This is a genomic window from Paenibacillus sp. Z3-2, from assembly GCF_054161325.1.
Window position 1 is genome coordinate 1,301,202 of sequence record NZ_CP096397.1, and the last position, 19,482, is coordinate 1,320,683.

General features: G+C 46.7%; 18 protein-coding genes and 1 pseudogene. 8 read left to right on the forward strand and 11 right to left on the reverse strand.

Annotation, left to right across the window (positions count from 1 at the left end):
- Window positions 1-81 precede the first annotated feature (81 nt).
- Window positions 82-954 carry a helix-turn-helix domain-containing protein gene (locus tag M1D71_RS05550; RefSeq protein WP_458125610.1) on the forward strand — a complete coding sequence of 291 codons (873 nt, stop codon included), beginning with the start codon at window positions 82-84 and terminating at the stop codon, window positions 952-954.
- Window positions 955-1,018: 64 nt separating this feature from the next.
- Here M1D71_RS05550 and M1D71_RS05555 read toward each other — a convergent pair whose 3' ends face one another.
- The 4 genes from M1D71_RS05555 to M1D71_RS05570 form a co-directional block, all read right to left on the reverse strand.
- On the reverse strand, window positions 1,019-1,588 hold the full coding sequence (locus M1D71_RS05555) for a YdeI/OmpD-associated family protein (protein ID WP_458125611.1): 570 nt from the start codon (window positions 1,586-1,588) through the stop codon (window positions 1,019-1,021).
- An 11-nt stretch (window positions 1,589-1,599) separates the two neighbouring features.
- Window positions 1,600-2,109 (reverse strand): DinB family protein, encoded by a 510-nt coding sequence (locus M1D71_RS05560; RefSeq protein ID WP_458125612.1) that lies wholly within the window; start codon window positions 2,107-2,109, stop codon window positions 1,600-1,602.
- Between the two features lie 82 nt (window positions 2,110-2,191).
- Window positions 2,192-3,109 (reverse strand): helix-turn-helix transcriptional regulator, encoded by a 918-nt coding sequence (locus tag M1D71_RS05565; RefSeq protein ID WP_458125613.1) that lies wholly within the window; start codon window positions 3,107-3,109, stop codon window positions 2,192-2,194.
- A 245-nt stretch (window positions 3,110-3,354) separates the two neighbouring features.
- A complete protein-coding gene (locus M1D71_RS05570; RefSeq protein ID WP_017690213.1) occupies window positions 3,355-4,272 on the reverse strand; it encodes an ArsR/SmtB family transcription factor in 918 nt (305 codons plus the stop codon).
- A 332-nt stretch (window positions 4,273-4,604) separates the two neighbouring features.
- On the opposite strand from M1D71_RS05570, the gene M1D71_RS05575 reads away from it, so the two are divergent.
- The 7 genes and pseudogenes from M1D71_RS05575 (at window position 4,605) to M1D71_RS05605 (ending at window position 13,155) form a co-directional block, all read left to right on the forward strand.
- Window positions 4,605-5,579, forward strand: a complete 975-nt coding sequence (locus M1D71_RS05575) for a glycoside hydrolase family 43 protein (protein ID WP_458125614.1) — start codon at window positions 4,605-4,607, stop codon at window positions 5,577-5,579.
- Window positions 5,580-5,709: 130 nt separating this feature from the next.
- Window positions 5,710-7,054, forward strand: a pseudogene (locus tag M1D71_RS05580) (ABC transporter substrate-binding protein).
- Between the two features lie 222 nt (window positions 7,055-7,276).
- On the forward strand, window positions 7,277-8,167 hold the full coding sequence (locus M1D71_RS05585) for a carbohydrate ABC transporter permease (RefSeq protein WP_458125615.1): 891 nt from the start codon (window positions 7,277-7,279) through the stop codon (window positions 8,165-8,167).
- A 26-nt stretch (window positions 8,168-8,193) separates the two neighbouring features.
- Window positions 8,194-9,036: a carbohydrate ABC transporter permease gene (locus M1D71_RS05590; protein WP_458125616.1), complete on the forward strand. Its 843-nt coding sequence runs from the start codon at window positions 8,194-8,196 to the stop codon at window positions 9,034-9,036.
- The gene (locus tag M1D71_RS05595; protein ID WP_458125617.1) at window positions 9,033-10,511 is read left to right on the forward strand and encodes a family 43 glycosylhydrolase; all 1,479 of its coding nucleotides are present in this window, start codon (window positions 9,033-9,035) and stop codon (window positions 10,509-10,511) included. The genes M1D71_RS05590 and M1D71_RS05595 overlap by 4 nt, the downstream gene beginning before the upstream one ends.
- Window positions 10,512-11,133: 622 nt before the next feature.
- Window positions 11,134-12,114: a glycoside hydrolase family 43 protein gene (locus tag M1D71_RS05600; RefSeq protein WP_458125618.1), complete on the forward strand. Its 981-nt coding sequence runs from the start codon at window positions 11,134-11,136 to the stop codon at window positions 12,112-12,114.
- A gap of 195 nt (window positions 12,115-12,309) precedes the next feature.
- On the forward strand, window positions 12,310-13,155 hold the full coding sequence (locus M1D71_RS05605; RefSeq protein ID WP_458125619.1) for an EcsC family protein: 846 nt from the start codon (window positions 12,310-12,312) through the stop codon (window positions 13,153-13,155).
- A 297-nt stretch (window positions 13,156-13,452) separates the two neighbouring features.
- Here M1D71_RS05605 and M1D71_RS05610 read toward each other — a convergent pair whose 3' ends face one another.
- From M1D71_RS05610 to M1D71_RS05640, 7 genes are all read right to left on the reverse strand, one after another.
- Window positions 13,453-14,727 carry an MFS transporter gene (locus M1D71_RS05610; protein WP_124117101.1) on the reverse strand — a complete coding sequence of 425 codons (1,275 nt, stop codon included), beginning with the start codon at window positions 14,725-14,727 and terminating at the stop codon, window positions 13,453-13,455.
- 427 nt (window positions 14,728-15,154) lie between these two features.
- Window positions 15,155-15,646, reverse strand: coding sequence for a preQ(1) synthase (queF, locus tag M1D71_RS05615; RefSeq protein ID WP_036668798.1), 492 nt, complete (start codon window positions 15,644-15,646; stop codon window positions 15,155-15,157).
- A gap of 107 nt (window positions 15,647-15,753) precedes the next feature.
- Window positions 15,754-16,527: a 7-carboxy-7-deazaguanine synthase QueE gene (queE, locus tag M1D71_RS05620; RefSeq protein ID WP_458125620.1), complete on the reverse strand. Its 774-nt coding sequence runs from the start codon at window positions 16,525-16,527 to the stop codon at window positions 15,754-15,756.
- A complete protein-coding gene (queD, locus tag M1D71_RS05625; protein WP_440117089.1) occupies window positions 16,520-17,011 on the reverse strand; it encodes a 6-carboxytetrahydropterin synthase QueD in 492 nt (163 codons plus the stop codon). The genes queE and queD overlap by 8 nt, the downstream gene beginning before the upstream one ends.
- Complete coding sequence (gene queC, locus M1D71_RS05630; RefSeq protein ID WP_062835912.1) at window positions 17,008-17,688, reverse strand: 7-cyano-7-deazaguanine synthase QueC; 681 nt, start codon at window positions 17,686-17,688, stop codon at window positions 17,008-17,010. The genes queD and queC overlap by 4 nt, the downstream gene beginning before the upstream one ends.
- 374 nt (window positions 17,689-18,062) lie before the next feature.
- Entirely contained in the window at window positions 18,063-18,767 is a 705-nt protein-coding gene (locus tag M1D71_RS05635) for an AIM24 family protein (protein ID WP_458125621.1), read from the reverse strand.
- Window positions 18,768-18,785: 18 nt separating this feature from the next.
- Window positions 18,786-19,241 (reverse strand): hypothetical protein, encoded by a 456-nt coding sequence (locus tag M1D71_RS05640; protein WP_458125622.1) that lies wholly within the window; start codon window positions 19,239-19,241, stop codon window positions 18,786-18,788.
- Between the last annotated feature and the right edge of the window lie 241 nt (window positions 19,242-19,482).

A 19,482-nucleotide genomic window follows, 5' to 3' on the forward strand; every position in this document is an offset into this window, starting at 1 on the left:
TTCAAGTATATTGCACCTTGATTTTTCGGTCTTGGAATAGCATGATATAGACATTCAACCCAACAATGTTCGTGGAGGGGAATGCTTTTGAGTAATGCATATTTGAGATGGTTTACTTCAGATCATCAACAATATCCGTTTTTTATTCAGTACGGTGGACATGTTGAGGACATGGAGCTTCATAATCATATGGATTTTACCGAACTTGTGATTGTCCTGAATGGTCATGCAACGCATGTGGTGAACACCGAGGAATTTTTCATTAAAAAAGGGAACGTATTTGTGATCAATGGCGACACCCATCATGCGTATAAAGACCCTCATGACTTTAGGATCTGTAACGTTATGTTCAGTCCCGAGATGCTTGCTTCGGCTGGGCCTGATCTGAGGAAATCAAATGGCTTTCAGGCGCTGTTTGTTTTGGAACCGTTTTATCGTCATACCCACTCATTTCCCAGTAAACTGGCGTTATCCATTGCAAGTCTGGAGTATGTAGAATCACTGATATCGTTCATGATTGAGGAATATCATAGTAAACAGCAAGGGTATCAGACGATGTTGATCTCACGTCTTACGGAGATGGTTGTATATTTATCGAGGCAATATGATACGCAGGAAAAGGGGATCGAGGGCAACAATCTGATGCATTTGGCGAATGCCATTTCATATATTGAAGATCATTATCTGGAGCCATTGTCGCTGGAGGACATTGCGGGGAAGTCAAATATTTCGATTAGGCATCTGAATCGGATTTTTCGATCCTATTATCAGATGACTCCGATCTCTTATTTGCAGAAGTTGCGTCTGGAAAAGGCTTGTCATCTGTTGAAAAACAGGAACCTGTCCATTACGGAAATTTCGTATGAATGCGGGTTTAACGACAGTAATTATTTCACCCGTCAGTTCAAGAAAGCTTTTGGCCAGTCTCCCAAAACATACAGGCAGAATCATTAACATGAGAAACATCAAAACAGGGCCTCCTCAAAAGGGAAGTCCTGTTTGCTGTCTCAGGGACACTTTAATAATCCAGAAGCCGTCCGTGGTCATGCCACTGACCGTACATTTTATTTTCTTTCGTGTTGGTTATGAATTTGTCTAATCTGCTCTGAAATAATGCGGGCTGCTGTTTCACACTTTGGATCGTATCGATCCGAACCTTTTGATACAGGGCAGGGAAGGCCATGAGGTTCGCATAAACCTGCTGGTCCTCTTTCAGTCTTTGTTCGATCACGCCATCGATGGTGAAAGCATTCGGGTCCATAACAGGAAGAACCTTTCTACCTTCGTCATGCATAAAGCCCAACTTTTCAAGTCGACGGACACGTTCCTTGTTCAATTCAGTCCATGAACTACGTTTGCTTCGAGGAGATAATCTCTGTGCTAATTGGGTCTCGGATATTTTCTTTTTGATCCCATCGATCCAGCCGAAGCATAGGGACTCCTCAACCACGTCCAAGTACAGTAGTGTATCAGGGGTTGGTTTCATGCTTACAATGACCCAGCAAGATTTCTGGACTTTTCCGTGCTGCTGCAACCAATTTCTCAATTCTTCTCTCGATGTCACGGGGATACAATGTGCATTTTCCATCGAATCGTTGTCTATACTTGAGCCAGTTCTTGATACCAGAAGAGAGAATAGTCGTTCATGATGGAAGCATGCCCCAACTGACGGAGCATAGTAGACACGTTGCCTCGGTGGTAGGTCCCGTGATTTACCAGATGGAATACCATTTCCGATAAGCTGGTTTCGCGGACTCCCGCAAATGGATTATCGAGCAGAACGGTTTTTTCCAGATCAGTCTGGCCTTGGAGCCATTCCTTGTATTGTACCGACAAGTCGGCAAAACATTGGATGTACTCATCTATTGAACCGTTAATCTCACTATTGAGAGGTATGCATGCTTGCAGTGCCTCGGGCATACCGGTGCCAGTTAACACCAGATACCACATCTTATCCACGGCATAGATATGGCTGAGGGCATGAGCGATGGTTGGAAACGAACTATTCACTTCCTGACTCAGTACGGAAGAGGGCAGTTCCTTGATTCTGCTCAGGATGGTTTGAGTGGCCCACGTGTGGTAGTTATACATTTGCTCCGGATGATTCATTAATGATCGTCTCCTTTAATTTGGCGAGGGATTTGGTTACTTACTGAGATCATTATAAAAAAAGAAGTATGACAACAGCGTGTCATACTTCTTCATAGGGGTTAAGCGCGTTACGAAGTTGTTCTTTCAGGATGCCACGTAATTCAATCGGTTCAAGCACCTCGGCGCCGCTGCCCAAGCTAAGCAGAAACGACCATAACCATTTGGCTTGCAACGGCTGATGGACCTGAATACGCATCGTCATACTTCCATCCTCGTGAAATTGCTTATCCGCCTGTTGAAAATGATCCATAGCTTCCGCGAGCGCTTCCGGTTTCACCCGAAATATAACATCACTGATCTGATCTTGCCATGAAGGATCTGATACCACAGTCTCTTGAGGAAGCTCAAGATGTGGTTGAAAAGTATTGGAGGTCAGGCTCACATTCATCATCCGGGATAGTCGAAACTCCCGATAATCCTGTCGTGTCTGGCAAAATCCATACACGTACCAATTACGATATTTAAAATGAAGTCTTACCGGTTCCAGATGGCGGGTTATATGTTCATTTTTCGTATTGATGTAGTCAAAACGCACAACTTGATGCTTCATAATCCCTGTACGGAGATGAGGAAGCGCATCAGGCTCTGTTCGGCGAGTCTCCAAATCCACCGATAGACTTGGATTCTGATGCTTGGGTCCAATCGTCTGCAGACGTTCAATGGTTCCCTGTGCACGTGCATCTTCGAATACCGTCGATAGACTGCTAAGGACCGTAATCAGGGCATCAACATCATAAGAACCGAGCAGGCTCTTATCCATTTTATATCCGTCCATCATGCCATATCCGCCTTTAAGTCCCTGATGGGAGACAACCGGAAAGCCGGCTGCGCAGATCACATCAATATCCCGATAGATCGTTCTTGGGGACACCTGAAACTCTTTCGCCAGAGTGGAAGCAGACAACACTTCGTGGTTCAGCAGTTTATATATGATTGAGATTAATCGCTCCAATTTCAAAAGCTATCCCCGCCCGTTATTTCATATTGTCATTCCAGGCCATTATTATATCACGACATAGTGAACAAGATGGATGACTACAGTCCTGATTGAACAAGGTATGGATCGGATGAAAAAACAAAAAAAGAGTGCTGGATCGCACTCTCTACAAGGCACATTATTGTTGTGTTGTGTAGAAGAACAGGTATCTTAGATCTTTGCAGTCCTGCTGAGCTTTTATTTCGGGCATTGAGTCAGAGTGGGCTCTATTCCTCCTGTACGTTATAGAGAACGCGGGCGAGCAGATTCTGTCCGTAATTGCCAAAGTTTTTGCCGAAGATCGTTAAGCCACGTTTGTTCAAAGGTCCGTCGGTAACGGCAATGCGGAAGTGAATATCGCTTTTGTAATCCAAACCAATCTGGTCAAGTGTTACATCCGAGATACGACACCCATCAATATAGCTGCCTTCCTGCGTGATTCGGATCAGCTTCAGCATGCCGTACTGATTCAGATGGGGAGGCCACCATTCCGGGTTGAAGGTACCGCGTGTATTGCCAAAATCCCCCGGACTCGTCCAGCAGCCAATCTCAATACCATTGACATAGAAATAAATATCCGAAGGGTAATTGTCACAAAAGCCAGGCGCCTCCGAACCCAGTTCCATCGACAACTGAATTTCGCTAAACGACTGATTAGGCTTGAGATAGTTGGGAATCCGATACTCCAGATAACCTTCAGCCAGCCAGATCATCTCCGCATCAATTCGGAGTGGATCAGCAAAGTAACGCGGATCATCGAATTCTCCAACAATACTGTCTCGGGTAGCGAGACCACATGTAGGTGCAGCCTGATAATCGCTGTAATGCCCTACCTGAATCTCCACTTCGTAACGATTGTTGATCTCCTGTGAACGCAGATCAACCATCAATTTTTCCTCATTGAGATAACATATTTTCTGAATTCCATGTTTGCCAACAGCGGTGTTGATCTCGATCAATCCGCTTTCTTCGAGCTTCTTGATATGCATCGTGATGGCACCATTGCTGAGTCCGAGTTTGGTTGCAAGATCATTGAGATTAAGACTTTGGTTCTTGGCCAGCAGCTCAATGATCTGAATCCGGATTTCCGAACTGAGCGCTTTGAAGATATTCACACCCGACATCAGATCTTTAATATAAATCATAGGTGGATTTCCTTTCCCCGTTCTGAACAAAGTCTCTTCGAAACAGACATTTGCACATTTATATGTTTTATTTCAGATAATTATAAATCATTATATGATGGAAGGGAAGGGCCGAGATTGAAGTCAAAACCCTTGTATATAACGGAAAAAATGCAAATACAACCTATACTTTGTTCACTATTCCGATTAAAATAAATGCTAATCAGTTCACCTATATTTAAAATATACCATTGAATTGTTATGTAACCGCTTTTATAATCCTATTATACATAAAATGATTCAATACATCATGAACCAAATTAACTATTTGATTAGGAAAGGTGGAATTCGGTTTGGACAAGTTGTACAACGTAGAGAGGTTCAAAAGTAAACGTTGGGCATTATCAGCATTGCTCATCGTATTTTTGTTGCTGTCAGGTCAGTCACGGGCTCTTGCAGCGTTCTGGAATTTGACCGGGGATATTGATGTTCATGATCCAACGATCATCAAGGAAGGAAATTCCTGGTATACCTTCTCAACCGGCCCGGGGATTCAGGTATTGAAATCGGATAATGGTACGTCCTGGTATCGTGTTCCACAGATCTTCCAAAACGAGCCATCCTGGTGGAATTCTGCTGTTCCGGATCGAGAAGAATTGGATGTATGGGCACCGGATGTAGAGCGGTATAACGGAAAAGTGTGGCTCTATTATTCAATCTCAACCTTTCATTCCAACAGGTCCGCGATCGGACTCGCCTCTGCAGACAGCATTGGTGCGGGGCAGTGGAAAGACGAAGGACTGGTGCTTCAGACCACATCCGCCAATAACTATAATGCCATTGATCCAAATCTGGTCATTGATGCCTCGGGCAATCCATGGCTGGCCTTCGGTTCTTACTGGAGTGGTCTGAAGATTGTCAAGTTGGACAAAAAAACGATGAAACCGACGGGGGGTATAACATCCATTGCTGACCGTCCGAATAACAAAGGTGCCATTGAAGGGCCGAGTATTACATATCGCGGCGGATACTATTACCTCTTTGCTTCAATCGATTCCTGCTGCCAAGGGGTAAACAGCAACTACAAAATGGTCTATGGACGTTCGACCAGCATTACAGGTCCTTATGTGGACAAAAACGGAGTAAACATGCTGAATGGCGGCGGAACTATATTGGACACAGGCAATGACAGATGGAAAGGACCAGGTGGCCAGGATGTGTATGGCAATGTAATTGCACGCCATGCCTATGATGCAGAGAATGACGGCGACCCGAAATTGTTGATCAATGACTTGCGGTGGGACGCCAACGGCTGGCCGATGTATTGATTTATTTTAGATAAATATAAAATGTTTTAGAAAAGTATTGACTAAAGTGATCTGGATTTGATAAATTTAACAACAGAAATTATATTTTATCAGTTGAATACGTTTACAATCCAGATCAGGAGGGGTTCAGATGATCAAGAAAAAGAGTTGGGTCACGTTTATGCTTCTTATGCTGGTAAGTGCACTGGTACTTGCGGGCTGCGGAGGAGGAAGCAGCGGTGCAAGTGGGGACAAGGAGTTAACATTTATGTTCCGCGGGGGCACAGATGAGCAGAAAGCGTACGAGAAGGTGGTTAAGAAATTCGAAGAAGAGCACCCGGGTGTGAAAGTCAAAATCATTGTAACGGCCGCGGACCAATATGCAACCAAGCTTAGAGCGGCAATTACAGGCAACAGCTTGCCTGACGTATTTTATTTTAATCCCGGCGATATTAAAGCCTATGTGAACAGCAATGTTCTATTGAATCTTACACCTTACATTGAAAATAATGCGGATGTAGATTTGAATAACATCTGGAAGTATGGCGTGGAATCTATACCGTTATGACGGCAAGATGGCAGGACAAGGTGATCTTTACGGCATGCCGAAGGATCTGGGGCCATTTGCACTGGGATACAACAAGACTTTGTTTGAAAAAGAGGGCATTCCACTGCCTGATACTGATAAACCATATACATGGGATGAGTTCATTAAAGTGAATCAGCAAGTAACAAAGGATATTAACGGAGACGGCAAACCGGATATTTTCGGTACAGGATTCAACGTCAATTGGGCTCTTCAATCCTTCGTATGGAGCAATGGTGCAGACTGGCTGGATGATAGCAAAACGAAGGTGACAATTGATGATCCGAAATTTGCAGAAGCGCTACAATTTTTCGCTGATATGCAGCTTAAATACAAGATCACACCTTCTATTGAGGAAGCACAAACACTCGATACGTATCAACGCTGGATGAAAGGTGAAATGGCTTTCTTCCCTGTAGGTCCTTGGGATATGAGTACATTCGAGACATTGCCTTTCGAGTATGATTTGCTACCTTTCCCTGCGGGATCGACTGGCAAGTCGGCTACGTGGATTGGTTCACTGGGAATCGGGGTATCTGCGAAATCGAAACATCCGGAAGAAGCGGCAGCATTGGTGAACTACTTAACCGCTTCGAAAGAAAGTATGCAGCAACTGGTAGATGCCAAAGTACAGATTCCGAATCTGCTTGACATGGCAGACGAGTGGGCCAAAGATACATCCACGAAACCGGCCAACAAGCAGGAATTCATTGATATCGTAGAGGATTACGGGCGTTCTTTGCCAGGCAACTACACGTATAACGCAGAGTGGTATGACCTGTTCTTTACAGACATTCAGCCAGTGCTTGATGGCAAGATTACAGCTGCAGATTATGTGAAACAACAACAGCCCAAAATGCAAAAGATGTTAGACAAAGCGCTAGAGCAAGAGAAGAAAACGCAGAAATAAGTTAGCGGAATGATTAAGTAGAGGTAGGCACGAGAAATAAGTAGCCTACGCAAGATAGATAAGAGTTGTAGATTCAGTGATAAACAGCGATGCCAGCAGCCAGCATTAAGCTGCTGGCATCATTTTGGATTCCATACGGGTATGTTACATGAATTGATCAATCAAGCAGTTCCGTCGATCGATGTATGCAACATGCTGATATTAGAAACAGGGGTGAGCGCAGTGATTACAAAGTCTAGCTTGTATCGAAAAGAGAGGCTGTACGGATATTTATTTATTTTGCCTCCGGTTCTTGGTTTGCTGATCTTTGTTATGTTCCCTTTCTTATATTCGTTGTACGGTTCGTTTACGGATTGGGATGGCTTGGGACAAATGAACTTTATCGGCTTAGCCAATTTTAAGGATTTGCTCACGGATGATCTGTTTTACAAAGCCATGTTCAACACCTTTTATCTGATGCTCGGGATCCCGGTTGGTTTGTTGCTGGCATTACTGCTCGCGATGGGCTTGAATCGTAAAATTCCCGGCACAACAACGTTCCGTGTGATCTATTATATTCCGGTCATTTCTTCCCTCGCGGCCGTGTCCATCATGTGGAACTGGGCTTACAACGGGGATTACGGATTAGTTAACCAGTTCCTTGATCTGTTTGGTATTGAAGGTCCTAACTGGTTAGCAAACAAAGATACGGTTAAACCGGCTCTGATTATTATGACGGTTTGGAAAGGTCTTGGATACACCATGTTATTGTACTTGGCTGCACTGCAAAGTGTATCACGTACATATTACGAGGCAGCTGAGCTGGATGGTGCGAATGCGTTCCAGATCTTCCGCAACATCACTTGGCCGATGGTGAAGCCAGTTACCTTTTTCCTCGTCGTTACGAATATTATTGGTGGTTCCCAAATCTTCACCGAAATGAACATTATGACGCCTACGGGTGGCCCTGAATATTCATCTGCATCAGTTGTCTTCTACATCTGGCAGAAAGCATTTAGTAACCTGCAAATGGGTTATGCCTCAGCGATGGCAATGATTCTCGGTATTTTCATTTTTGTCATTACTTTGGTGCAATTCAAAATGAACGAAAAATCAGCCTATGATGGGGATTAATTGTCAAGGAAAGGAGTGAATCGGAGATGTCTTACAGTCAAAAGAGAAAATTAACAAACACAATCATTTTTATCGTATTGGCAATTGGTGCTATTGCGATGATTGCACCACTGATCTGGATGCTATCCACTTCAGTGAAGGAGAAGCAGGATGTATTCGCCCTTCCACCTGTGTGGATACCTGAAGTGTTCCAATTTGATAAGTATAAGGAAATCTGGGAAGCAGGCCCGCTGCTAAGCGGGATCAAAAACAGCCTTATTGTCGCGGTGAGTGTAACGATCGTGGGTACGTTTACATCCAGTATCGCTGCGTTTGCTTTTGCCAAATTGAGGTTTCCACATAAAAACAAACTGTTTCTTGCTTTGCTAGCTTCCATGATGATTCCATATCCAACAGTCATGATTCCACAATTCATGATGTTCTCAAAGCTTGGCTGGACAGATACATTATTGCCGCTTATTGTACCGGGGTTGTTCGGTAATGTGATTATGATCTTCTTCCTCCGGCAATATCTGCTTAGTGTGCCTGATGCCATTATTGAAGCAGCCAAAATTGATGGAAGTTCCTATTTCCGGCTCTATTCCAGTATCACATTCCCGTTGATTAAACCTGCCGTTGCTGCACAGTTAATTCTGTGGTTCATGGGGATCTGGAACGATTATCTCGCACCGATTATCTATCTGAATTCACCGGAGAAGCAGACGTTGCAGCTGGTTATAGCGAACTTCAATGCCACCTATGCAATCCAGACGGATTATCCACTTATTATGGCAGCGTCGATTGTGGCTCTGTTACCGGTATTAATCATCTTCCTGATCTTCCAGAAACAGATTATTGAATCGGTTGCCATTTCGGGAGTGAAGGGATGAATCAGCGGAATAACTTCCGAGGGTGGACATTTTCGAAGAGAGGGGTGGTTGCTTCCATGCTGTTACTGCTTATCGGGGCTACGGGTTGCTCAGGAGACGGGGGAGGAGATGCGAATTCACGTCCCGTATTTCCGGATGCTCCCCAAGATACGGTACTGTACGACAATTCTATTCTGGACGATGAATCTCGCTGGACGGTTAACAATGCACATGATCCGGCGATTATCAAAACAGACCAGGGTTACTACGTGTATTCCACGGACGTTCGCGTAGCGGGAGAGCCCAAACCTGGCGTCATGGTACGTAAATCCGATGATCTGATCCACTGGACATGGGTGGGCCAGGCTCTGCCGGGTATCCCAAAAGAAGCGTTGGACTGGACAGGTGCTCTTAATCTATGGGCACCCGATGTGATCCAGGCTGGCGATACCTATCGGATGTATTATTCGGCTTCTACTTTTGGCAGTACCCAGTCGGCCATTGGTCTACAGACATCGTCATCACCCGAAGGCCCTTGGACAGACGAAGGGCTGGTTGTGCAAACCTCCGCAAATGAACAAGACAAACTGAATGCGATTGATGCCAATCCCATTGTGGATGCCGAGGGCAATTCGTGGATGGTATACGGTTCGTTTTTTGACGGGATCTATATTGCGCCACTCGATCCGGACACCGGGAAATTCAAGGACGAGGGTTATGGTACCCGCATTGCCGCTCGGGATCGTGCTACCGAAGAAGGTGCAGTCGAAGGTCCATACATTGTGTATAACCCGGAGTTCAAAAAGTATTACCTGTTCGTCTCATATGACTCCTTATTTGAGGACTATAACGTGCGGGTTGCGCGTGCTGATTCGATCACAGGACCTTACACGGACATAAACGGCAATAACATGCTGGATACGGAGCATCTGCCGCAATATGAGATCGGCACCAAAATTCTCGGCGGTTATCGCTTCACAGAAGGCGAGGGCTGGGTTGCGCCCGGACATAACTCCGTTCTGAAGGACGGAGACGATTATTACATCGTGCATCATGCAAGGGGCGAGACGGATAAACACTGGCCGTATCTTCATGTACGCAAAATGTTATGGACCAAGGACGGCTGGCCTGTTGTTTCACCGGAGCGTTACGCCGGTGAGACTGCACAGGACATTCCGAAGTCCATGATTGCCGGGGAGTGGGAAGGCATGGCGCTTGATCCGTCCGTGGACGGGCAGATTCAGGCCGTGCCATATACCCTAACGGGCAACGGTAAAATTCAAAGCGAAAACGGTTCAGGAACCTGGACGTTTGATGGTAAACAAACATTGACACTGAAGTGGAAAGAAAGTCCATGGGGCGGAGCTTCCACAGAAGAGCTGAAGCTGCTCCCGTCCTGGGACTGGGAGCGAAGCCAGTCTGCGCTCGTAGTGACAGGCCTTAATGACCGCGGTATCGCGATCTGGGGCAAGCAAATTAGCGAAGCTGAGGAGTAAGGGAGCGAGCAGCGAGCGCGAAAAGAGCCGAGCTGCTGAGCCAAGGTGCACAAGCAGTGAGGGGGAGGAAGGAGCTGCAGGAGCGAGTTTGGCATCCGATTTCAACCGCCAGAAGCGGTGGGAAAAGGGAATCGGAGGACAAGAGAGCGCCAAGGCACTGCCACCCCCGAACGTCCGCGGTGCACCACAAAGCTGTCCTGTTAAGGTGCGATAACGCCAAGGTATTGCTGCCTTTAGACACTCAAGATGCATTTATGCTGGCCTAAGTTTGCGTCGAGTCCTGCATTACATGGGGAGAGTTGACCCTGCGAAGCGGTCAACCCCATAAGACCGAGCCACCAAAAAGGCTCGAAGTGAGGTTGTAACCCAGCGAGCGCGAAAAGAGCGAGCTGCTGCGCCAAGGTGCACAAGCAGTGAGGGGGAGGAAGGGGCCGCAGGAGCGAGTTTGGCATCCGATTTCAACCGCCAGGGGCGGTGATAAAAGAAATCGGAGGACAAGAGAGCACCAAGGCCCTGCCACCCCCGAACGTCCGCTGTGCACCATGTCTTGCCTTTTCTTTTCACGTATGCGTTACATCCCTAACTCCGAGCCATCACATACATTTGAAAGGGGAGCATTCCCATGACTGATTCCATTACCTTTACTAATCCCATTCTGGAGCAGCGTGCTGATCCGTGGGTGTACCGTCATACGGACGGTTACTATTACTTCTCCGCATCCGTACCAGCTTTTGACCGGATTGAGATCCGGCGAGCAAAGACTTTGGAAGAGTTGAGAAATGCGGAGCCGGTAACGGCTTGGACGAAGCGTGACACAGGGCCGATGAGTGCCAACATCTGGGCACCGGAGATTCACTTTATCGATGGCAAATGGTATATACACTACGCTGCTGCTCACACCAGTGAGACCAAAGAAGGCCTGTTCGATCATCGGATGTATGTTCTGGAGAACGATTCTGCGAATCCACTCGAAGGAGAGTGGGTAGAGAAAGGACAGATTTACACCCGGTGGGAATCATTCGCGCTGGATGCAACGACCTTTGAACATAAGGGAATCCGCTATCTGGTCTGGGCACAGAAAGATCCCGATATTGTGGGCAACTCGAACCTGTACATTTCCGAAATGGAAAACCCATGGACGCTACGCGGCGAACAGGTCATGATCTCTACGCCAGAGTATGATTGGGAGATCATCGGCTTTAAGGTCAATGAAGGAGCAGCCGTGATGCATCGGAATGGGCGGTTGTTTATCGGCTACTCGGCCAGCGCGACCGATTACAACTATTGTATGGGTCTGCTCACCGCAGATGAAAATGCCGACTTGCTTGATCCGGCTAGCTGGGTGAAATCACCCAAGCCGGTATTCCAGACTTGTGAAGCGAACGGCCAATACGGTCCGGGCCATAACAGCTTTACGGTGTCACCGGATGGCAAGACCGATATTCTGATTTATCATGCGCGTAATTACAAAGATATCGAGGGCGATCCCTTGTATGATCCGAACCGTCACGCCCGTGCTCAAGTGATTCGCTGGCGTGAAGATGGCACACCTGATTTCGGTGTTCCGGTTCCAGATGGAAAAGCAGTAGCAGAAGCAAAATAAGAGGTAGTGAAACCATAAATACGAGAGCCCTTAGTTAGCGAGTGATGCTGATTAAGGGCTCTTCCGTATGTGAACGATAAGGAAGAGTGGTCAAGTATCGATGTCTTGGATATAAAACAAAGCAACCACAACGATGATTTCTGCGTATGAGAAAGATACAGATATGCGATACAGAACCTATTAGGAGGATCATATATGGATTCACGCGAAACATTGGACCAGGAACTCGAACAGATTCTGAAATGGGAGAAACAACAGAAGGACTTGTTTATTTGGGATAAAATCGGGCGTTTGCCCTTTGCGATGTTGGATAAAGTGATGCCTAAAGCGCTAAAACAGAAGATCGGAGATTCCCTGAACGACGTCGGTCAGTATGTGCAGAATGGGGGCAAATTTCTCGTACAGAAGAAAAAAGTAGCCAAATTGCTGCAAGAGGAAGCTGAGAAGTCCGGTTATTCCATGATAAATACGACCGATCGTCTGGAGCAGGAAGCAGAAGCTGAGGGCACAGCCAAGATTCATAGTGTAGAGAATCTGCCACTTCAGGTGCTGGACCAGGTGGCTGATAACATTACCGAGAGTCGAACGAAGTTTGCCGCGGCTCAGGGAGCAGCTACAGGGTTTGGTGGCATTGTAACCATTGCAGCAGATATTCCGATGGTGATGGGGCTTTCTCTGAAGGTTCTGCAGGAGATGGCACTATGTTACGGGTATGATCCGGATGAACCGCTGGAGCGTATCTTTATTGTCAAATGTCTGCAATTCTCTTCCGCTGATATTGTAGGCAAGAAAGCGATTATTGAAGAACTCGCAGCTTACGATGATCCGGACAAGCCCATTGAAGTGGTATCGCAGATGCAGGGCTGGCGAGAAGTTTTTAACTCCTACAGTGAATCCTTTGGCTGGAAGAAACTGTTCCAACTCATCCCGATTGCCGGCATGGTGTTTGGTTCAGTCAGCAACAAAAATACAATTCGGGATGTAGCCGAAGCAGGTAAAATGCTGTACAAAAAACGGCTGATCCTTCAGCGTTTGAAATAATGTACGGAAGAACTTAAATGAAAGAGATGAATTTTACAAACTAAACAAACAGGGTTTCTATGATCTTTTGGATCGCAATAATTACGAGAGTGTTGAACATCCCGCAGTGTACACAATGGAGGAAATATTCTGATCACAGCTCAAGGTAGCAGCGTTGTTATGTGTGACGTTGAATTGAGCGCTTAAAGCTAAATACGAGAAAACAAATATAAAAAAAGGGTTCCTGCCGGTCTGAAAATACAGAGTCGGTGGGAACCCCTTTTTTTATGGTTCAATTATTCAGGCTGCAAATGTAGGTTACTCTTCACTACCATTTTCTTTCGCCCAGATATTCAGTAATTTATCGGATGGAAGCAGGAACGTGAAGATCCCGAGCAGTGGCAGGAAGCTGCACATCTGCATTACTGGTGATACGCCGAAGACATCAATCCAGTTGCCCAGTACAAGTGCGCCCAGCCCCCCCATACCAAATGCCAGACCAGTGATCAGGCCAGAGACCGTTCCGATTTTGCCTGGAATCAGCATCTGTGCATAGACTACTGTAACCGAGAAGCTGGATAGCATGATAAAACCAATAATGGTTAGCAGTACACCTGTCCAGAACAGATTCGCATAGGGCAACAATAACGCCAGTGGAGCAGCTCCCGCCATGGACAGGAAGATCAGGTTGCGTTTGCCGAATCGATCCGCCAGTGGGCCTCCGAAGAACGTACCAAGTGCTCCGGCAGCCAGGAACAAGAAGATATAGATTTGCGCGTCCTCTGTGGACAATCCAAAAGTATCTTTCAGATTAAACGCATAGAAGCTGCCGATGGAAGCGATATACCAGGAACGAACAAAGACGAGCAAGATTAATATCGTAATGGCTGCAGTAATCTTCTTGCGCAAAGCTGGATTGGGTGCACGACGGGCAGCAGCCTGTCTACGCAGGTATCCTCCCGATTGCAGCATGCGTCCATACCAACGGGCTATGTAGATTTGAACTGCAATTCCCATGGCAGCAATGCCTGTAAATCCAATAGCTCCGAACAGACCAAACGGGATAAAGATCCAACGTGTAAGCAATGGAGCCAGGGATTGACCAGCGTTACCACCGACTTGGAAGATGGATTGTGCCAGCCCACGGCGCTGACCAGCAGCCATATGTGATACCCGTGAACCTTCTGGATGGAAAGCAGCCGAACCCAGACCGACAAAGATAACGGAGATCAGGACAGCCATATAACTGTCAGCAAAGGCCAGCAGCAACATGCCGGTAAACGTAAAACCCATACCGATGGGCAGAATGGAAGGCGTCGGTTTTTTATCTGCAAACCAGCCTACGACAGGCTGCATAATGGATGCGGTAAAGTTGATAGCAAAGGAAATCCATCCGATCTGAGTATACGTGAGATGCATGGAATCTTTTAGAATCGGAAAAATGGCTGGAATGACCGACTGGATCGAATCATTGAATAGATGAACCAGACTGATGGCAATGAGTATCCGGTAAACGGTGCTTTGGGCATCCGATCCGGGTGGGGCTTTCGAACGCGCGGCGGCGTCCTTGGTTAATGTGGATTGCGTAGACATGTACAATTCTCCTTTGGTCGCGGTCACGAGGGATCAGCGCCTGATGTTGTAATCTATGCGTGTAAGCATATTGTTACATAATAGGATAGATTGATTGGACCGACAAGGGGAACAAGAGAAAACGTTGAGAGAAAAATTTGATTTTAGTTCATTACATCGTTTGTCACAGTAGACAGTATTCAGCTGAAGTAACCGAAGTAATATAATCGCGGAAATAGATCAGAATATCCAATTTCACATTTACAAATGAACGTAACGTCCACTGTAAGAAGACCCATATTTACGCATGAGAAGGATATAGGAGGGATGGAGATGAAATCCTTATCACCTTATGCTTCTGCCAAACGTGGGTTCATACAAGTTTATACTAAAAAACCGAACTTCTTCAGAATTGAAGAGTTCGGCTGCTGTGCATTCTATGATTTATTTAACGATTATCAATCGTCTCCGGATACATATCATGATTCATCATACGGTGGTCGGCCATCTGTTCGTACTTCGTTCCCGGCTTACCATAGTTTGTATAAGGGTCAATGGAAATGCCGCCACGCGGTGTAAATTTGCCCCATACTTCGATGTAGCGCGGGTCCATCAGCTTGATCAGATCGTTCATGATGATATTCACACAATCCTCGTGGAAATCACCATGGTTGCGGAAGCTGAACAAGTACAGCTTGAGTGATTTGCTCTCCACCATTTTCACATCCGGAATGTAGCTGATATAGATCGTTGCAAAGTCCGGCTGACCCGTAATCGGGCAAAGGCTAGTGAACTCCGGGCAGTTGAATTTTACAAAATAATCACGGTACGGATGTTTGTTATCAAAGTTCTCCAGGATTCCCGGATCATATTCAAACGTATATTTTACGTTCTGGTTGCCCAGCAACGTCACATCTTGCATTTCATCAGGTTGTCTCATCGGTTCGTAAACGCTCCTTGTTTCCGTCAAAGCCCGAAGCCTCGCGGTATATATGAATAGGCAATTCTGCCTGTTTAACTCTCTTATTGTCTCAACCATACTGCCCATTAGACGCCTCGTTTGTTGCCCCATACCAACGTATGAAGCTGTGGAAGCACACGAACATTGTTCAGGTCATCGGCAGCACTGACTTGGTCAATCAGCCACTCATAACGGGCAAGCAACGAGGACGCCAGATCTGGCGTATCGGCGGAAGTCACATCCGGGTTACCGGTTTGTAAAAATAAATCCGTGCCCGGATACCGTGCATGCACACGGCGGGCATAGTCCAAGTCTGTCTCATCGAAGATCACGATCTTCAGACTATGACTTCGTTCCACCGGGACAGCGGCGAGCCGTTCGATCAGATCATCCAGCACGGCCCAATCGGTGTCCATGCCGGAGCTAGGTGGCTTGGGCGAGACGGTGACTTCGTCAATGTCCGCCAGCCAAGGTTGCCAGCGGGAGCCCTGCGTCTCCACCGCGGTGCGGATGCCGTTCTCCCGCAGCAGGGCAACCAATCCGCCCAGCGAAGCGAGCAGGGCGGGGTTACCGCCGGAGATGGTGACATGGGAGAAACGCGTGCCGCCAACGCGGCGCAATTCTTCCCATACGTCCTCCGGCGTAATCATCCGAATCTGGTCCTTGCCACTGCCGTCCCAGGTAAAGGCCGAGTCGCACCAGGAGCAGCGATAATCGCAGCCCGCGGTGCGGACAAACATCGTTTTTTGACCGATCACCATGCCTTCGCCTTGAACCGTCGGACCAAAAATCTCCATCACAGGGATACGAGCCTCTTGGTTGCGTTCGCGCGACTGTCTCTGTTCTACAACACTACTCATCGATCATCCACTCCCGTCTCGCCTCAGCGTAACTGGTTGGTGTCTCGAAGAGTCGGACAAACTCTGTCCGCCCACCGTCTGTCAGCCCGGCATAGGGCTCCGTTTGCAACGCATGTTCCATCTGTTCGAACAGCCAAACAACCATATTTTCCGCCGTTGTATTCATTAAAGGAAGCGTCTCGTTAAGGTACTGATGATCCAAATACCCCTCAATCTGAGTTTTCCAAATATCTTTGATATGTCCAAAATCAACCGTCAGCCCGGTTTCACCCGGATAACCGCTGATGCCAAAAATAACTTTATACGTATGACCGTGCAGGTTCTTGCACTTACCTTCGTAACAATGCAGATGATGTGCCGCGTCAAAGGTAAATTCTTTGCTGACCAGTACACGCTTGCGATGATATCTCAGTTGTGTAGGCAGGATGTCCTCGTCAATTCGCTGCAATCGCTCAACAATACGGAATGTTCCAGGCTCTCTCATCGCACATCCACTCCCGCAGATTCAGCAGCAGTACGCTGCTGCACATAGCGATCCAGTCCGGCTTTGCGCAGTTTGCAGGCAGGACATTCTCCGCACCCATCGCCAATCACACCGTTATAACAGGTCAGGGTACGCTCGCGTACATAATCAAAGGCACCGAGGTCATCCGCCATCTTCCACGTTTGGGCTTTGTCCAGCCACATGAGCGGCGTATGAATGACAAATGGATAGTCCATCGACAGGTTAAGCGTCACATTCATCGACTTCACAAATGAATCCCGGCAATCCGGGTATCCGCTGAAATCCGTCTCGCATACACCTGTAACCAGGTGACGTGCTCCTTTTTGCTTTGCCATAATGGCTGCAAAACTGAGGAACAGCAGGTTCCGTCCATCTACAAATGTGCTCGGCAGTTCGCCTTCTTCATGGGTAATTTCTACATCCGTGCGAGTGAGCGCATTGGGTGCAAGCTGGTTTAACAGGCTCATATCCAGAACCGTTTGTTGTACGCCCAGATCGCGAGCAATCTCTGCTGCACATTCAATCTCCAGCTTGTGGCGCTGACCATAATCGAACGTAACGACCTCGACTTCGGCAAACTGTTGTTTGGCCCAGAATAGACAAGTTGTACTGTCCTGACCGCCGCTAAATACAACGACTGCTTTTTCTTCGTTCAACATAAAAAAAACTCTCCATCTTCTTGAGATCAAACCATGCACGTAGGCATAGAGTGTCGGAAGAACAGAGAAGTTCATGAACTAACATCCATCAAAAAACACACCTTCTCAATAACCGCTTCAAAAAAGCCGCCATGAGTAAGTGTCCTTAGTTTTTTACGTACATGATTGCATTGTGATTGCTAACGTGTACGCAAGACTTATACTGACCATCGCATGGTCAAGTCTTATAGAGGGAGTTCGCGAACCTCTCCCATGCCACAGGCATGGATTTTCTTCTTCAATTGTCTGATCCATTATAACATGAAACCGCGTGGTGACCACCCCACTGGAGCATAGTGGCAGCTAATCGGGTGACTTCATCCTATAACAGCTTATTTGATCAGTACATTGCCGAATGGAATAACTTCTTTCAGGATTCGTTTGAACAATCCCTCATCGTTGAGATCCTGTTCCAGTCGATGATTCTCCCGCCCAGCTTGGAAGAGTACCGAGCCATGTCCTGTCATCTTCCAATGATAATTCATATGCTGACTGGCAAGGTTGTTACCATATACCGTGAGTTCCAGATGTGCATTTTCGGGATAGGCAATTATGCTACCAGCATCCACATATAGCGGGGCAGTTGGGTGTAGTTCCTGCTGGCAGACCTGACCCTGGGTGAGCAATCCGATTTTTCCTTTGCCGGAAAATTTCATTTTCACTGCATCGCGGGTGATCAGCATGTTTTTGATTTTCAGAATTTTGGTATGCATGGTTACACCATCAGAGTAGAAGAACAGGTGGCGGAAGTCATAGAGCAGATCACTATCCTCCGTGAGCTCCACTTCCTTCATGGTGAATCCGGGAGGCAGGGCGGCCACAAATTGGCAAGGTCCGGTGATTTCGGATTTAATCAGCTTTTTTTTGCGATATATGCCCGTGATATTCATGAATTTATCATTGCGGCTACCACTCGGACCGCGGAAGGCCACAATCTGCTGCGGATGCAAAATATGAAGGCGGTCATCTTGAATCAGTGAGAACGTAACAACTTGTCCAGCTCCGCCTGCTTCAGCATTGTTCAGGTGTATGTTCATGCAGTTGCTCCTGTTCTTTTATACTCGGCCCGAACGGCGACGCATTCCCCAACGCATCACACGAATCAGAATAAAGTAACCCAATATGAGTGAAACGACAGTGATAATCATCGTCTGAATTCGTTTGCTGGCAGCCGCTTTGGCATTCTGGTCATCCTGCAGTTTACTTACCATTTCAGTAAGTTTCTGGTTCTGAGCCAGCAGTTGTTCGTTCTGGGTCTTGAATGCTTCGACATTGGCCTGGGCTTGTCCCAGTTGGGCAGACGTTTGATTTAGTTGCTCCATCGTTTGCTTGTAACTTTCCTGCAGAGCGTTCACTTCTCCGGGCAGTTCGGAGACTCGCTCCCATCCGCTATATATATCAGTAAAAATATTGGCACTGGCTGCACTTACTGTGGATGCTATTGAAACGGTAAATAGAATGCATGTGGTGAGTAACACCCGAATGAAATAACCCTGAGTGGATTTTGGCATCGTTAACACCTCTTTCTTCGGTTAGATATGTCAATCGCTGAATTCGTCGTCTATTGTTGAAATACGGCTCTTACATTATACGCCAAAAGCGGGACGATGGGTTCAAGATGATATCGTTTATTACCCGAAATATTTAAAATTATTTGTCGTAAGAGCTGTTTAACTTATAAAATTGTGGGGTAATAGTACGATAGGCAAGCACACCGGACCGTATTAACAGATCTTTTACTTCAGTTCCGGG

Excerpts from the sequence above, each read along its gene's own strand:
- M1D71_RS05640 (WP_458125622.1), bottom strand. The coding sequence starts at position 19,241 with ATGCCAAAATCCACTCAGGGTTATTTCATTCGGGTGTTACTCACCACA.
- M1D71_RS05570 (WP_017690213.1), bottom strand. The coding sequence starts at position 4,272 with ATGATTTATATTAAAGATCTGATGTCGGGTGTGAATATCTTCAAAGCG.
- M1D71_RS05555 (WP_458125611.1), bottom strand. The coding sequence starts at position 1,588 with ATGGAAAATGCACATTGTATCCCCGTGACATCGAGAGAAGAATTGAGA.
- M1D71_RS05550 (WP_458125610.1), top strand. The coding sequence starts at position 82 with ATGCTTTTGAGTAATGCATATTTGAGATGGTTTACTTCAGATCATCAA.
- M1D71_RS05605 (WP_458125619.1), top strand. The coding sequence starts at position 12,310 with ATGGATTCACGCGAAACATTGGACCAGGAACTCGAACAGATTCTGAAA.
- queD (WP_440117089.1), bottom strand. The coding sequence starts at position 17,011 with ATGAGAGAGCCTGGAACATTCCGTATTGTTGAGCGATTGCAGCGAATT.
- M1D71_RS05600 (WP_458125618.1), top strand. The coding sequence starts at position 11,134 with ATGACTGATTCCATTACCTTTACTAATCCCATTCTGGAGCAGCGTGCT.
- M1D71_RS05590 (WP_458125616.1), top strand. The coding sequence starts at position 8,194 with ATGTCTTACAGTCAAAAGAGAAAATTAACAAACACAATCATTTTTATC.
- M1D71_RS05595 (WP_458125617.1), top strand. The coding sequence starts at position 9,033 with ATGAATCAGCGGAATAACTTCCGAGGGTGGACATTTTCGAAGAGAGGG.
- queE (WP_458125620.1), bottom strand. The coding sequence starts at position 16,527 with ATGAGTAGTGTTGTAGAACAGAGACAGTCGCGCGAACGCAACCAAGAG.
- M1D71_RS05560 (WP_458125612.1), bottom strand. The coding sequence starts at position 2,109 with ATGAATCATCCGGAGCAAATGTATAACTACCACACGTGGGCCACTCAA.
- queF (WP_036668798.1), bottom strand. The coding sequence starts at position 15,646 with ATGAGACAACCTGATGAAATGCAAGATGTGACGTTGCTGGGCAACCAG.
- M1D71_RS05610 (WP_124117101.1), bottom strand. The coding sequence starts at position 14,727 with ATGTCTACGCAATCCACATTAACCAAGGACGCCGCCGCGCGTTCGAAA.
- M1D71_RS05635 (WP_458125621.1), bottom strand. The coding sequence starts at position 18,767 with ATGAACATACACCTGAACAATGCTGAAGCAGGCGGAGCTGGACAAGTT.